The following is a 13,946-nucleotide window of genomic DNA, read 5'->3' as shown; positions in this document are numbered from 1 at the left end:
ATTTTTTCCTATGCCCGATGCGCGACGCGCTCGCCGAGTAAACCGGCGGGACGGAACACCAGCACCACAATCAGCACCATAAAGGCGAAGATATCCTGATAGTTGCTGCCAAAGACGCCGTGGGTCAGGTCGCCGAGATAGCCGGCACCCAGCGATTCGATGATCCCCAGCAGCAGGCCGCCGAGCATCGCGCCGCGAATATTGCCGATGCCGCCGAGCACCGCCGCGGTGAAGGCCTTAATGCCGGGGAGGAAGCCCATTGAGAAGCTGGCGCTGCCGTAGTTGCTGGCCATCATGACGCCCGCCAGCGCCGCAAACGCGCCGCCGATGGCGAAGGTGAGGGTGATAATGGCGTTGGGGTTGACCCCCATCAGCGTGGCGATGCGCGGGTTTTCCGCCACCGCGCGCATGCCGCGGCCTAAGCGGGTAAATTCCACCAGCAGCCACAGGCCGAGCATGACCGCAAAAGCCAGCGCAACGGTGACGATGCCGGTCACGGTGACGATTGCCGGCGGATGTGCCGCGCTGCCGTGGGTCACGGCGATCGGCTCCATCGGCAGGATCTGCGGGAACATCTGCGGGTTGCGGGTCCAGATAATCATCGCCACGGTTTGCAGCAGCACCGACACGCCGATCCCCGAGATCAGCGGCGCCAGGCGCGGAGCGTTGCGCAGGCGGCGGTAGGCAAAGCGCTCAACCGCCATCGCCAGTAGGGCACAGACGACCATGGCCAGCATCAACGCCAGGCTCAGCTGGGCCAGCGGCGGCAGGCCGGGAAAATGGGCGTTCAGCGCGTTCATTGCCGACAGCGTCGTCAGCGCGCCGACCATCAGAATATCGCCGTGGGCAAAGTTAATGATGCGCAGGATGCCGTACACCATGGTGTAACCGAGCGCGATAAGGGCATAGATGCTTCCCAGCATGATGCCATTGATGAATTGCTGTATGAGTGTGTCCAACCGATTTACCCGACAATGTGCTCAAATTACGGCTACCATCTAATAAATGAATTAAATTGTAAAATACGGATATATTCTTTCTTATTATGATCGCGAATTTATCTATCTTAATGATATTTAATATAATTAAATAACATGTCGAATCTCACTTAGCGCTAAGAAAATCAATATATGAAAAAAACAGAACAATTGGCGGAGCGGGAAGGCTGGGCGGAAAGCGGCCTGGCCAACGATCCGCCGCTGCGGGCGGTGCGCGCCTTTGAGGCCATCGCCCGCCTCGGCAGTATCACCCAGGCCGCTCAGGAGCTGGCGATATCGCCGTCGGCGGTCAGCCATCAGCTGAAGGTGCTGGAGGGATACCTGCAGATCCCGCTTACTGAACGCCAGGGGCGGCGGCTCACCCTCAGCCTGCAGGGGCGGGAATACTACCGCTCCATCCGCGCGGCGTTTAACGTTCTGCGCCAGGCGACCGAGCATCTGGTCGATCAGGTCCAGAACCAGCAGGTCACGATCAGCCTGATCCCGCTGTTTGGTATGGGCTGGTTTATTCCTCGCCTGCCGTCATTCGTCCACGCCAACCCGCAGACCGAAATTAACGTGGTTTACGCCAACCACCGCAACTACCTCAGCGACGCTTCGGATATGTCGATTCGCTTCGGCAACGGGCGGTGGGCGGGATATCAGAGCGAAAAGCTGATTTCCGGCCGAATGGTGGCGGTATGCAGCCGGGCGTTTATCCGCCTGCACGGACATATTGATACCCCGGAGCAGCTGCTGCAGATGCCGCTGCTCCACGACGAGGAGCGCAGCACCTGGAACCAGTGGTTTGTGCAGCAGGGGGTGAAGCGCCCGCCGCGATCGACGGGACCGCTGTTTGAGGACGGGCTATTAACCCTCGCCGGCGTGCAGGCCGGGCTGGGCTGCGCGCTGATGCGCGAGCCGCTGATCGCGCCGTACCTGAACAGCGGTGAGCTGGTGAAAATCTTTGACGCGGCGATCGATGACGGTCGGGATTACTACCTGTGCGTGCGCCAGGACAGCGAAATGACGCCCAACGGCAGGCTGCTGCAGAGCTGGCTGCGCAGCGAAGCGCTGGGCTGAGGTCCCGGGGAACGCCGTTGGTTTAAGAATTTCCTCAACCTGGCTCACACTTTTGCGCAGACCCGATTGAAACCGGGCCGGGCCGCTTAGATAATCCGGCGAAATAGCCCATTTTTATTACGGCGTGCTACTGCGAAAGCAGGCAAGACCAAAATAGGAATGCTCTCCCGCTAAGGGGAGCGTCTCCGTTTTGGTCTTTTTTTTTGCCTCAACACCAGGGAACACTATGAACTATAACGAAACGGCAGACAGAATCCTCCACTGCGTAGGAGGCGCGGAGAATATCCGCACGCTCACCCATTGCGCCACCCGGCTGCGCATGGAGTTCAGCGATCGCGCAAAGGTTAACGCCGCGGAGATCGGTAATATCGCCGGCGTGATAAGCGTGGTAGAGAAAGGCGGCCAGTTCCAGATTGTTATCGGCAACGAGGTCCAGCAGGTCTTTCGCCGCCTGAAAAAGGCGCTGCCGGCGAGTAAAGACCACCCGGCAGGCGATAAAAAAGCGCCGCGACAGGGCGCAGTGGCAAGCGTGATCAGCGTCATCTCGACCACCTTTACCCCGGTTATCCCGGCCATTACCGGCGCCGGGATGATCAAGGCGCTGCTGGCTATTCTCAAGCTGACCGGCGTCATTAGCGAAACCAGCTCAACCTGGCAGCTGCTTAATATCATCGCCGACGCCGCATTCTTCTTCCTCCCGGTTCTGCTGGCCTACGGGGCCTCGATAAAGTTTGAGTGCAACCCGATCCTGGCGATGACCATCGCCGGAGTGCTGCTGCATCCGGGAATCGGCCAGATGCTGGCGGCGGGTAAAGCGGTGGACTTCGTTGGGATCAACGTCCTGCTCTCGGATTACGCCGGGTCGGTGCTGCCGATTATCCTGACGGTGTGGCTGATGTCGTGGGTGGAGCGCTTTGCCGAAAAGGTCACGCCGTCGATTATCAAATTCTTCATTAAACCGATGCTGATCCTGCTGATCACCGCGCCGCTGGCGCTGGTGGTGGTCGGCCCGGCGGGCATTTTGCTTAACGACCTGGTGGCCGCCGGCGCGGCGTCCATCGACCGTCACGCCAGCTGGCTAATCCCGCTGCTGATGGGCACGCTGCAGCCGTTCCTGATTATTACCGGTACCGCATGGGCGATGACGCCGATCGCCACCGGCCAGCTGAGCAAAAATGGCTACGAAATGATTAACGGCCCGGGCATGCTGGCCTCGAACGTGGCGATGGGGGCAGCGACGCTGTGCGTGGCGTTGAAAACCCGCAACAGCAACCTGCGCCAGCTGGCCTCATCATCGGGCTTTACCGCGCTGCTGGGGATCACCGAGCCGGCGCTGTACGGGGTGATGCTCAAGTTCCGTCGCGTGCTGATTGCCGCGATGATCGGCGGCGGCTGCGCCGGGATGTACGCCGGTTTAAGCGGGCTGGTGCGCTATGCCTTTGTCTCCCCGGGCCTCGCGGCGCTGCCGGCGTTTATCGGTGAAAATCCGCTGAATATCGTCCATGCCCTGGTCACCTGCGCCATTGCGATGGTAGTGACCTTTACCCTGACCTGGTTTATCGGCTTCGAGGATATTCCTCAGGAGAGCGACGACGCCAGCGCCGCACCGTCGCCGGCCGACAGCGCTCACGCCGCGGGCGATACCGCAATTTTAAGCCCGCTGCGCGGCCAGGTGGTCGCGCTGAGCGAAGTGAATGACGACGTTTTCTCCGGCGGCCTGCTCGGACAGGGGGTGGCGATTCGCCCGCAGGAAGGGTGCCTGAAGGCGCCGTTTAACGGCACGGTGATGATGTTCCTCCCCTCCTGCCACGCGGTGGGGTTACAGAGCGAAAGCGGCCTTGAGCTGCTGATTCATATCGGTATTGATACCGTTAACCTTAACGGCCAGCACTTTAGCTCGTCGCTGAAGCTGGGGGATGAGGTAAAGGCCGGCGATGAGCTGATTCGTTTTGATATTGCCGCCATTGAGCGCGCCGGCTACGACCTGATTACCCCAGTTATTGTGGTAAACGGTGATAAGCAGCACCCGCTATGGACCACCGGCGCGCCGCAGGTTGACTATGGCGACGCGCTGATGACGCAGGCAGCCGAGGAGGTACGGGGATGATCTATCGTCAGCAGGCCCGCTTTCCGCAGGGCTTCCTCTGGGGAGCCTCAACGTCGGCGTATCAGGTAGAAGGGGCGTGGAATGAGGACGGCAAAGGGCCATCGGTGGTTGATATGCTGAGCCATCCTCCGGGAACGGCGGATTTCCGCGTCGCCAGCGATCACTATCATCGCGTTGAAGAGGACGTCGCGCTGATGGCGCAGATGGGGCTAAAAGCCTACCGCTTCTCGGTGGCCTGGTCGCGGGTGATCCCCGACGGCGACGGCCCGGTCAACCCGGCCGGACTGGGGTTCTACCGGCGGCTGATTGACGCCCTGGTGCGTCATCAGATTGTGCCAATAGTCACCCTGTATCACTTCGACCTGCCCTGGGCGCTGGAGCTTAAAGGCGGCTGGATGAACAGGGAGACCGGGGAGGCGTTCGTGCGCTATGCCCGGCTGCTGTTCAGCGAGTTTGCCGACAAGGTGCCGCTGTGGCTGACCATCAACGAGCAGAACACGATGATCCTGCACCCCGGTGCCATCGGCGTGCCGGAGGACCGCGAGCTGCCGGGTAAAAAGGCGCTCTACCAGCAGAATCACCATATGATGCTGGCCCAGGCGCAGATCTTTGCGCTGTGCCATCGCGAATTTCCCGGGCTGCAAATCGGTCCGGCGATTAACACCACCTCGATGTACGCCGAGAGCTGCAGGCCCGAGGATGCCATCGCCGCCCATAACTGGGAAACGCTGCGCTGCTGGAGCTTTCTCGACGTGGCGGTGCACGGGCGCTACAACGCGCTGGCGTGGGCCTATCTGCAGGACCGGGGGCTGGCGCCGGAGCAGCGGCCGGAAGATGCGCTTATCCTGCAGCAGGGGCGGCCCGATTTTATCGCCATCAACTACTACTCGACGGCGACCATCGCCGCCAGCCGGGGAGACGGCGGCGACGTGGCCCCGCGCGCCGGCGATCAGCAAATTATGCTGGGCGAAGAGGGGGTTTATCGCCCGGCGGAGAACCCGTGGGTCGGCAAAACGCCCTACGGCTGGGTGGTTGACCCGGTCGGCCTGCGCCTGACGCTGCGCAAAGTCTGCGAGCGCTACGGCCTGCCTATCCTGATTAGCGAAAATGGGATGGGCGCTGCGGATAAGCTGGAGCACGACGGGACGGTCAACGACGATTACCGTATCGCATTTTTACAGGCCCATATCGAGCAGATGCGCCTGGCTATTGCCGACGGCGTGACGCTGATGGGCTACTGCCCGTGGGCGGCCATTGACGTGGTCAGCACCCACCAGGGCTACGCCAAACGCTACGGGTTCGTCTACGTCGATCGCGGGGAAAAGGAGCTGAAAGCGCTGCAGAGGGTCCGCAAACGCAGCTTCTGGTGGTATAAGGATGTCATTGCGCGCAACGGTAACCACGACGAGTCTTAGAGATGATTGTTCAGAAGGTGCTTAATAACAGCCTGATACTCTCTTCCGACAGCGATAACAGGGAGGTTATCGTGATGGGGAAGGGGATTGGCTTTAGCAGCAGGCCGGGAGATGAGATTGCCGAGGAGAAGATTGAAAAGCTGTTTGTGATGCAAACGCCAATCAACCGAAGCGGCTACCTGGAGGCGCTCTCGGCGATATCGGATGAGGTTATCGAGATGGCCGCCATGATTATCTCCCGCGCCAATATGCAGCTCAGCAGCAAAGTGCGGGAGCAGATTTTCTTCACCCTTGCCGACCACCTCGATTTCGCCATAGCGCGCTGCCGGAAGGGGATTGCGATTCAAAACCGGCTGCTGCCGGAAGTGCGGCGTTTTTACCCGCAGCAGTTTCGGGTCGCCAGCGAGGCGGTGGCGATGATTCACCAGCAGTACGGGATAGCGCTGCCTGAAGAGGAGGCGGGCAATATCGCCTTTCACCTGGTTAACGGGCAGAGCGAGGGCGATGACGTCGCGCAGACCATGCAGTCGGTGAAAATGCTCAAGGATATTTTTAGCCTCGTGCAGTACCACTTTAAGCAGGAGATCGACACCGGGTCGATTAACTACTCGCGCTTTCTCGTCCATATGCAGTTTTTCCTCCAGCGGCTGCAGGAGGGGGAGCTGGATACCGCCCGGGACAGCTTTCTGCTGGCGCAGGTCGTGAAGGAGTACCCGCACGCCTGGCGCTGCGCCGAGCTGATCCGTGACTACGTGCAGGCCCAGCTGGGAATGGCGCTGGGCGGCAATGAACTGCTGTGGCTGACCGTCCACCTGGTGAGGATCACCGGCTCGGACGAGTAGGCTAGCGGTGACGAATTTGCAGGGTCGCCGGCAGATAGCGCTGCAGCGGCTCCGGGGTGGCGCCGTCGATAAGCTGGCTGATCAGGTCATAGCAGTGCCAGGCCAGCTGGCGATTATCCTGCTGAACGGTATCAATGCGCAGCGACAGCGAGTCGTACAGATAGTGATCGTCGAAGCTGGCGAGGTGGATGCCGGAATCGAGTAGATTATGCTGGCTCATGTAGCGCAGCACCCCTTCCAGCAGGCCGCAGGCGGCGGTGAACAGCGCCTTCGGCGGCCGCCCCAGCCGCGCGCAGAGCGCGGCAAACATTTCATAGCCGGAGCTGGGATGATAGTTGCCGTTAATCACCCATTCAGGGCGGAGCTCAACGCCCGCCTGCGCCAGTCCCTGGGTAAAGCCGGCCAGCCGGTCCCGCGAAGGCGAGAGCCGCGGCTGGCCGCCGAGAAACCAGAACTCCTCGGCGTGCTGGGGAGCAATCCGCGAGATCAGCTCGGCGGTGGGGGTGATGGAGTCGGTCATCACCAGCGGCAGGCTGCTGCCGCTGGGGCTGCGGTCAAACAATACCACCGGCAGCTGCTCGCTGAGCTTGAGGTAATCCGCGTCGTTGTGCATGCAGGAGGCGACGATCAGGCCGTCAACCTGGCGGGCAATCATATTATTGACCACCATGCTTTCCTGGGCCGGGTTTTCGTCGGTGCAGGAGATAAGCAGCTGCACGCCCGCCTCGCGGCACAGCATTTCCAGCTCGTGGGAGAAGACCGCGAAGCCGTAGTTGGTGATTTCAGGCACCACCAGTCCGATGGTATGGCTGCGGTTATCGCGCAGCGAGCGGGCGTGAATACTCGGCTGATAGTGCTGCTCGCGGGCGATGGTCTGGACGCGTTCGCGGGTCTCCTGCGCCACGCGCAGCTCTTTGCCACGCCCGTTTAGCACGAGGCTGGCGGTCGCTTTCGAGACGCCCGCCAGCTCGGCGATATCTTTAATGGTAACGCGTTTGGTTTTCATCACGACAGCATACGCCCGAGAAATTAAAACGCTGATTCTACCATGCATGGCCGCAGCGGCCAGTAGCAGAATGCAGCCGGCGTCGCACCGCTGAAAATCATTTGCCCAGGATACTGCGGGAAATAGCGGCTGCTCATCACGCCTTCTCCGCCGTTAATGAAAATCTCAATGCTTGAGCTGTCGCATAAGATCCGCAGCGCACGCACCTCTCCCCGCCAGTAGCGGTAGAGCGCGTCGTCGCAGGCCAGGCTGCGGCGTTCGAGGCGAATGCCGTCGGCGTCGAGGGTGAGCCTGAGGGCGCCGCCGAAATCAATCTCCAGCGCGTCGCCGGGCGCCACCTCAAAAACCATGTCCATCGGCGCCAGCGGCAGGCCTGGCCCCTGCCAGCCGCGGGCCTCACCGCGCAGGTCCGCCAGCTCGCGCAGCGGATGCTGGTAGAGTTTGCCGTCGCGCAGCTCCAGCTCCCGCAGGCAGGTCATCTGGTGGATCCAGCCGTGGGCGAGGGTCGGCTGGCGCATCTCTTCGCCGTCCGGAACCCCCATCCAGCCGACCAGCAGCCGCCGGCCGTCGGCGGCCAGCATGGTCTGCGGGGCGTAAAATTCGAAGCCGGCATCGAGCTCATAAAGCGCGCCGTGGTCAAAGCGGGCGCTGGCGTAGTCGAAGCGGCCCGCTGTCCACACTGCGGGATAGGTGTTGAGGTAGCGGTCGGCCTCGCGGGCGATGCCCTGAGGGCAGCAGATCAGGATATGCCGGTCGGCGAGCGGGAAGAGATCCGGACACTCCCACATATAGCCGGCGTCGCGCAGGCCGTTGAGATCGCTGCCGGCAATTTCGCCTTCCGCCTCCCACTGGTGCAGATCCGCGGAGCTGAACAGCAGCACCTTACCGCGCTTTTGCAGATCCTGGGCGCCGAGGACCATGAACCAGCGGCCTTCATGCTGCCAGACCTTCGGGTCGCGGACGTGGCCGGTATAGCCCTTTGGCAGCGCCAGCACCGGGCCGGTTTTGCTAAAGGTACCGTCGCCGTTTTCCGTCGCCAGGCACTGCCACGCGGTTCTGCTGCCGTCTTCAAACTTCACGTTGCCGGTATAGCACAGGGTCAATTTTCCGTCGTTATCGACGGCGCTCCCCGAGTAGCAGCCGCTGCGGTCGTACTCTTCGTCCGGCATCAGCGCGATCGGCTCATGCTGCCAGTGCAGCAGGTCGGCGGAGCTCCAGTGCCCCCAGCACTTGAAGGTATGATCGCAGGCTAGCGGGTTCCACTGATAAAACAGGTGATAGCGTCCGGCAAATTCGATAAAGCCGTTAGGATCGTTCATCAGGCCGGTGGTGGGGGCCAGGTGCCACTGCGGATAGTGGCTATCGCGCAGCGCGCGCGGCTGGCCCTGCATCACGGCGCGTAAAATTGCCGGCAAACGTGAAGGAAGTGACATTATTCAGCGTCCGTTTTGTATTTCAGCAGCAGGGAAACGGTAAAGGCCACGCCGAAGGCGATAACCATCCCGATAATATAGTTCAGCAGCGAGCTGGCCTGCACGATAGCCATACCCGGGATCGCCGTCAGCCCGACCGCGGTCATGTAGACGTGCATCGATACTACCCACGCGCCGCCCGCCGCGCCGCCGATAAGGGCCGCGATAAACGGCTTCACGAAGCGCAGGTTAATACCGAATATCGCCGCTTCGGTGATCCCGAGCATCGCGGAAAAGGCCGAAGGCAGGGTAATGGCTTTGATTTTGGCATCTTTGGTTTTAAACCATACCGCCAGACAGGCGCCGCCCTGGGCAATGTTGGCCATGGCCCAAATCGGCAGCAGGAAGTTGACGCCGATCGACGGGTTGCCCAGCAGTCCGGCCTCAATGGCGTGGAAGCTGTGGTGAATACCGGTGATTACGATAACCGAATAGAGGCCGCCGAACAGCAGCCCGGCCAGCCAGCCGGCGTGGGCGATCAGGGTGCTAAGAACAAACGAGATACCGTCGCCCAGCGCGCGGCCGGCGGGGCCGATAATCAGCAGAGCGATAAAGCCGGAGATGATAACCGTCAGGAACGGCGTCAGGATCAGATCGAGGGCGTCAGGAATGACCCGGCGCAGTTGCTTCTCGACGATGCTCATAAACCACACTGCCAGCAGCACCGGGAATACCGTGCCCTGGTAGCCGATCATGGCGATTTCCAGACCGAAAAAGTTCATCGAATGGAAGCCGGAGGCCACGCCCCAGGCGTTGGTGAGCGCCGGGTGGGTTAAGATGCCGCCGAGGGTCGCGCCGAGATAGGGGTTGCCGCCAAATTCGCGCGCGGCGGTGAAGCCAATGAGGATCGGCAGAATGATAAAGGCCGCCGAGCTGCACATATCAAGAATGATATAGATGGCGTTACTCGGATCGACCCAGCCGTAGGTTTTTACCATCCCCAGCAGGCCCATCAGCAGGCCGGAGGCGACGATAGCCGGAATAATAGGGACGAAGATGTTCGACAGCAGGCGCGCAATGCGCTGGAACGGATTGAGCTTTCTCGCCGCAATACTGGCGGCTTCCGACTTGCTGGACTCGCCGATCCCGGCGACCTGGATAAACGCGGCGTAGACTTTGTTGACGATGCCGGTGCCAAAGATAATCTGCATCTGACCGGCGTTATTAAAGCAGCCCTTAACCCCTTCGATTTCGCCGATGGCCTTCTTGTCGGCCAGCGAATCATCGACCAGCACCAGGCGCAGGCGCGTGGCGCAGTGCGCGGCGCTGGCGATATTTTCCTTACCTCCCAACAGCGGAAGCAGCGAGCGGGAAATGTGTTCGAAATCCATAGTACCCTCTGAATGCATTATTATTTGTTGGTTTTATTTCCGCGCCAGCAGAGGACTGATGCCGCGGTTTTTAGCTGGTTTCAGACCCTTGCCGTCAGAACCAGGTCTCCATCTGAATACCGAAGTTCCACTCGCCGCCGGCGTTGAAACCGCTGCTGCCAAAGGAGTCATCGCTGGCGTAGTTATCCAGCTTTTTGCTCCAGTCCATCCAGGTCGCGAACAGGCGCAGCTCCGGGCGGTTAAAGAAATCACCGATTTTGCCGACTTTAAACGTTGGCGCGAAGGTCAGTTTATAGAAACTGCCGTTAACGGCGTTGCGGTCTTTATATCCTTCCGGATGCAGATCCATGTACTGGTAGCTTCCCTCATACGCCAGGGCAAAGTTCTGCGTCACTTCCTGGATCAGGCGCATGTTGAAGGTCACCCATTCATAGCTGTCGCCTTTGACGTAACGGTCTTTACTGCTTTGCGCCAGCACCGCCGGGGCGATATGCCAGCGCTCGCTAAGCGGCGTGGTGCCGTAGCTGGCGAAGCGCCAGGTATCGGCCTGGGAGAGCAGCGCGCCGTCGGAACCTATGCCCTTAACCTCTGCGCCCAGGCCGTGGCCGTAGAGCAGCGCTGTTTTGCTGGTCCCTTCACGCAGGCCGTAAAAACTGTCGTTGTGCAGCCCGACCAGCGCATGGACCCCGTTGTTGGCGGCGTCGGTCTGGATGGCGTCCCCGTTGGCGTCTTTACGGTCGTCGTTATCCTTTGCCCGCAGGCCGCTGACCATCACCTGCACCGGGCCGACGAAGTGGTTCATGCTCAGAATGTAGTTCTGCACGTTGTTGTCGACCTGCTCGAGGTCGCCAAAGTTGCGCCCGTAGAGCGAGAAGTTGCTGCGCGCGCTGTCGCTCCACTTCACGTCGTAGATACCGCCGCCGGTCCCGGCGAGGAAGACCACGTCGGAGTCCAGCCAGTGGATGTCGAAGTTGTCGCGGTCGAAGCGCTTACCGGCCCACAGGGTGGAGCCTTTAAACGGCCCGTCGAAGCTCGGGAGGTTGCCCAGCTCGGCGAACGCCTGGCGAATGTTTAAATCGCTGGAGTCGGCCGACCAGTCGTTATAGGTTTTTTGCCCGTCGGCAAGCATCGCCTTGAAGCGGGTGGTCGCGCCGTTATCCAGCGTCTGCTTATGCTCCAGGTTGAGCTCGACGTAGGTATCGGCCTCGTTGCCGAGGCGGCCAATCGCGCCGCCGGTTTCGCCGGCTGGCGTCAGATAAGGACCGCTTTTGCTGCTGGAGGCCGCATCGTTCATCAGCAGGCCGGAGCGGGCGTAGCCGTGGAACTCAAAGCCGCTCTTTTCATCGGCTTTCTTCTCCAGCTGGGCGGTGCGCTGGGCCACCTGCTGGGTGTTGTCCTGGGTTTTCTGCTGCTGCGTGGTGAGCTGCTCAACTTTCTTCTCGGCCGAGTCGGCGCGGTTTTCCGCAGTCTGCGCCCGGTTTTCCGCGTCCTGCAGGCGCTTTTCCAGGGCTATCAGGCGGGCTTCGATGGTGCTTAAATCCGTTTGCGCATGGGCCGAACCGGCTCCGGTTAGCAAAGTAATAAGGACGGCAAGTGTGCTTTTTTTGTACATGCTGTTCGCATCCCAAAGATAAAAATGAATGATGTGTTGTTTTGCTAAACCGGTTTAATTCATATGTTAAACGCGACATGTAACATAGCGAAACGAATTTTGCTAAACCGATTTAATAATTGTGACGGAGGCAACAAAGCGGGCCGTTGAGGACGGCCCGTGGGGGATCAAAACTGACGATTGAGATCGTGCTGCCAGGGGAGGGCGGTCATGGCGCCTTTGGCGGTGGTCGCCAGCGCGCCGCAGGTTTGCGCCAGCTGCAGCGCGGGCTCAAGCGACGCCAGGTCGGCCGGTATGCCGTTGGCGGCAAGGCCGGAGAGCAGCCCGGCGACGAAGGCATCGCCCGCGCCGGTGGTATCGACGCTGACCACCGGCTTCGCCGCAAAGTGGATCGTCTGCTGCTGAAAAGCCGCCAGCACGCCGGCTTTTCCCTGGGTGACCAGCAGCAGCTCCGGCCGGTAGCGCTGGGTTAAGATGGCGATACCCTGCGCCAGATCGCTGCTGCCGCTGATAAAGACCAGCTCCTCCTCAGAGAGCTTCACCACGTTGGCAAGCGACAGCGCCCTGTCGAGACAGGCCTGCAGCAGCGCCGGGTCCTGCCACAGGTCCTCGCGAATATTGGGGTCGAAGCTCACCCAGCCGCCGACGCTTTTGATCTGCTCCATCGCCGCGAAGGTGGTGCTCCGGCTTGGCTCAGCGCTGAGGGCAATAGAGCAGACGTGGAGCCACTGGCGGGGCGCGAAGGCCGGGAGATCCTCCGGCTGCAAAAAGAGGTCGGCGCTGGGGCGCACCATAAAGGTAAAGGTGCGCTCACCGTGGCTGTCGAGGTCGACCACCACGGTTGAGGTTCTCTGCTGTGGGTCGAGGCGCATATGGCTCACGTCGACCCGCTCCTGACTTAGCGTCTGGTGCATAAAGCGGCCGAAGGGATCGTCGCCGACGCGACCGATAAATCCACTCTCTCCGCCGAGGCGGGCAACGCCTACCGCGACGTTGGCCGGCGCGCCGCCTGGACACTGCAGTAGCCGCCCTCCGCTCTCCGGCAGCAGGTCCACCACCGCATCTCCGACCACCCAAACTTTTGCGTTCATGCTCATTCCACCTCGTTGCTAAACTATATTAAATCGGTTTAGCTTCATTAAAGCATAGCCCCATGCAGATCGAAACGCCGTGATGCCTAAAGTGGGAGACAGGACAAAAAAACGCGGCCCGCGGATTGACGCCGCAAACCGGCCGCCGAGCGTGGCAGGAACTCCAGCTGTGGACTTTTACTCTCTATAAATCTTATGTATATTTTGTCTGGCAATGATTTGTTCAGCGGATTTTTCTGACGGGGAAAGAACGGGGTGAATAGCAGCTTTGGCGATATCTACTCTTCCTACCAGAATCTGGAGCTGAGCACGCATCTCCCCGAGGTTATCGCCTGCGGCGAGGAGGTTGAATGGGCCACCGGCACGCGCTTTCAGCCCGCAGAGGGGTACATCTACTTCCTTTTGCAGGGGCAAATGACGCTGGCGGTGGGCGATGCGCAAAATCTGTTAGGGATTGTGATTGAGCATATGCCGCTCGGCCTGCCGGAACGCTACTTTCCGCAGCTGAACTGGCTCTATCAGTGCCAGGGCCCGTGTCGTTTTGCCAAAGTCACGGTCGCCGATTTTGAGCGCATATTCTTTCACTCGTCGCCAAAATATATGCAAGAGCTGACCACTATTCTGGTCTATATGGGCATCTTCGCGATTGATGCCCACAACGAACGGGGTAATCTGTCGGGTTTTCAGACCATCAAATCGATGCTTTCCCGCTACCTGTTCCGGACCGGGATTGACGCCGGGCAACGTGAAAGCCTGTCCGCCTTTATTATCAAACGCACCAACCTTTCGCGCAGCTACGTTTATCAGGTACTGGCCGCTCTGAAAGAGGGCGGATATATTACGGTGAAAAAGGGCCGGCTAATATCTATCGACCGAAAAATCCCTGATAAATTTTAATTATTCCGCGAGTGGTTATTTACTCCCTCCCGCAAGCTGCCGCGTAAAATAAACTCGCAGCACGCTGTATCGCTATTTCCACCCGGCCTCGGTACACCGTCGGGATGGTATTT

11 protein-coding genes are annotated in these 13,946 nt (G+C 60.2%); 5 read left to right on the top strand and 6 right to left on the bottom strand.

What is annotated here, in order from left to right:
- Nucleotides 1-8 precede the first annotated feature (8 nt).
- Nucleotides 9-959 (bottom strand): branched-chain amino acid ABC transporter permease, encoded by a 951-nt coding sequence (locus GVK32_RS13955; protein ID WP_132511445.1) that lies wholly within the window; start codon nucleotides 957-959, stop codon nucleotides 9-11.
- Between the two features lie 171 nt (nucleotides 960-1,130).
- Here GVK32_RS13955 and GVK32_RS13950 point away from each other — a divergent pair, with 171 nt between their 5' ends.
- From GVK32_RS13950 to GVK32_RS13935, 4 genes are all read left to right on the top strand, one after another.
- A complete protein-coding gene (locus GVK32_RS13950; protein WP_159868756.1) occupies nucleotides 1,131-2,060 on the top strand; it encodes a LysR substrate-binding domain-containing protein in 930 nt (309 codons plus the stop codon).
- 226 nt (nucleotides 2,061-2,286) lie between these two features.
- Entirely contained in the window at nucleotides 2,287-4,167 is a 1,881-nt protein-coding gene (locus GVK32_RS13945; RefSeq protein ID WP_159868753.1) for a beta-glucoside-specific PTS transporter subunit IIABC, read from the top strand.
- The gene (locus GVK32_RS13940; protein ID WP_159868750.1) at nucleotides 4,164-5,582 is read left to right on the top strand and encodes a glycoside hydrolase family 1 protein; all 1,419 of its coding nucleotides are present in this window, start codon (nucleotides 4,164-4,166) and stop codon (nucleotides 5,580-5,582) included. Before GVK32_RS13945 ends, GVK32_RS13940 begins: the two co-directional genes overlap by 4 nt.
- 2 nt (nucleotides 5,583-5,584) lie before the next feature.
- Nucleotides 5,585-6,424, top strand: coding sequence for a PRD domain-containing protein (locus GVK32_RS13935; RefSeq protein ID WP_159868747.1), 840 nt, complete (start codon nucleotides 5,585-5,587; stop codon nucleotides 6,422-6,424).
- Between the two features lies 1 nt (nucleotide 6,425).
- On the opposite strand, the gene GVK32_RS13930 is transcribed toward GVK32_RS13935, so the two are convergent.
- The 5 genes from GVK32_RS13930 to GVK32_RS13910 all read right to left on the bottom strand — a co-directional run bounded on the left by GVK32_RS13930 (nucleotide 6,426) and on the right by GVK32_RS13910 (nucleotide 12,936).
- The gene (locus GVK32_RS13930) at nucleotides 6,426-7,430 is read right to left on the bottom strand and encodes a LacI family DNA-binding transcriptional regulator (RefSeq protein WP_159868744.1); all 1,005 of its coding nucleotides are present in this window, start codon (nucleotides 7,428-7,430) and stop codon (nucleotides 6,426-6,428) included.
- Between the two features lie 23 nt (nucleotides 7,431-7,453).
- Nucleotides 7,454-8,863 (bottom strand): sucrose-6-phosphate hydrolase, encoded by a 1,410-nt coding sequence (locus GVK32_RS13925; protein ID WP_159868741.1) that lies wholly within the window; start codon nucleotides 8,861-8,863, stop codon nucleotides 7,454-7,456.
- Complete coding sequence (locus GVK32_RS13920; RefSeq protein WP_159868738.1) at nucleotides 8,863-10,233, bottom strand: sucrose-specific PTS transporter subunit IIBC; 1,371 nt, start codon at nucleotides 10,231-10,233, stop codon at nucleotides 8,863-8,865. The genes GVK32_RS13925 and GVK32_RS13920 overlap by 1 nt, the downstream gene beginning before the upstream one ends.
- A gap of 94 nt (nucleotides 10,234-10,327) precedes the next feature.
- The gene (locus GVK32_RS13915) at nucleotides 10,328-11,845 is read right to left on the bottom strand and encodes a carbohydrate porin (protein WP_159868735.1); all 1,518 of its coding nucleotides are present in this window, start codon (nucleotides 11,843-11,845) and stop codon (nucleotides 10,328-10,330) included.
- Between the two features lie 167 nt (nucleotides 11,846-12,012).
- Nucleotides 12,013-12,936: an aminoimidazole riboside kinase gene (locus GVK32_RS13910; RefSeq protein WP_123706892.1), complete on the bottom strand. Its 924-nt coding sequence runs from the start codon at nucleotides 12,934-12,936 to the stop codon at nucleotides 12,013-12,015.
- A 255-nt stretch (nucleotides 12,937-13,191) separates the two neighbouring features.
- Here GVK32_RS13910 and GVK32_RS13905 point away from each other — a divergent pair, with 255 nt between their 5' ends.
- On the top strand, nucleotides 13,192-13,833 hold the full coding sequence (locus GVK32_RS13905; RefSeq protein WP_159868732.1) for a helix-turn-helix domain-containing protein: 642 nt from the start codon (nucleotides 13,192-13,194) through the stop codon (nucleotides 13,831-13,833).
- Nucleotides 13,834-13,946: the final 113 nt, after the last annotated feature.

Source organism: Klebsiella sp. 18074 (assembly GCF_902705905.1).
Lineage (GTDB): Bacteria > Pseudomonadota > Gammaproteobacteria > Enterobacterales > Enterobacteriaceae > Klebsiella > Klebsiella terrigena.
The sequence above is the reverse complement of the archived record's forward strand: the minus strand, read 5'-3'. Positions and strand labels throughout refer to the sequence as shown.

What these genes read in the sequence shown, in the direction of transcription:
- GVK32_RS13950 (WP_159868756.1), top strand. Translation starts at nt 1,131, where the DNA reads ATGAAAAAAACAGAACAATTGGCGGAGCGGGAAGGCTGGGCGGAAAGC.
- GVK32_RS13945 (WP_159868753.1), top strand. Translation starts at nt 2,287, where the DNA reads ATGAACTATAACGAAACGGCAGACAGAATCCTCCACTGCGTAGGAGGC.
- GVK32_RS13940 (WP_159868750.1), top strand. Translation starts at nt 4,164, where the DNA reads ATGATCTATCGTCAGCAGGCCCGCTTTCCGCAGGGCTTCCTCTGGGGA.
- GVK32_RS13935 (WP_159868747.1), top strand. Translation starts at nt 5,585, where the DNA reads ATGATTGTTCAGAAGGTGCTTAATAACAGCCTGATACTCTCTTCCGAC.
- GVK32_RS13930 (WP_159868744.1), bottom strand. Translation starts at nt 7,430, where the DNA reads ATGAAAACCAAACGCGTTACCATTAAAGATATCGCCGAGCTGGCGGGC.
- GVK32_RS13925 (WP_159868741.1), bottom strand. Translation starts at nt 8,863, where the DNA reads ATGTCACTTCCTTCACGTTTGCCGGCAATTTTACGCGCCGTGATGCAG.
- GVK32_RS13920 (WP_159868738.1), bottom strand. Translation starts at nt 10,233, where the DNA reads ATGGATTTCGAACACATTTCCCGCTCGCTGCTTCCGCTGTTGGGAGGT.
- GVK32_RS13915 (WP_159868735.1), bottom strand. Translation starts at nt 11,845, where the DNA reads ATGTACAAAAAAAGCACACTTGCCGTCCTTATTACTTTGCTAACCGGA.
- GVK32_RS13910 (WP_123706892.1), bottom strand. Translation starts at nt 12,936, where the DNA reads ATGAACGCAAAAGTTTGGGTGGTCGGAGATGCGGTGGTGGACCTGCTG.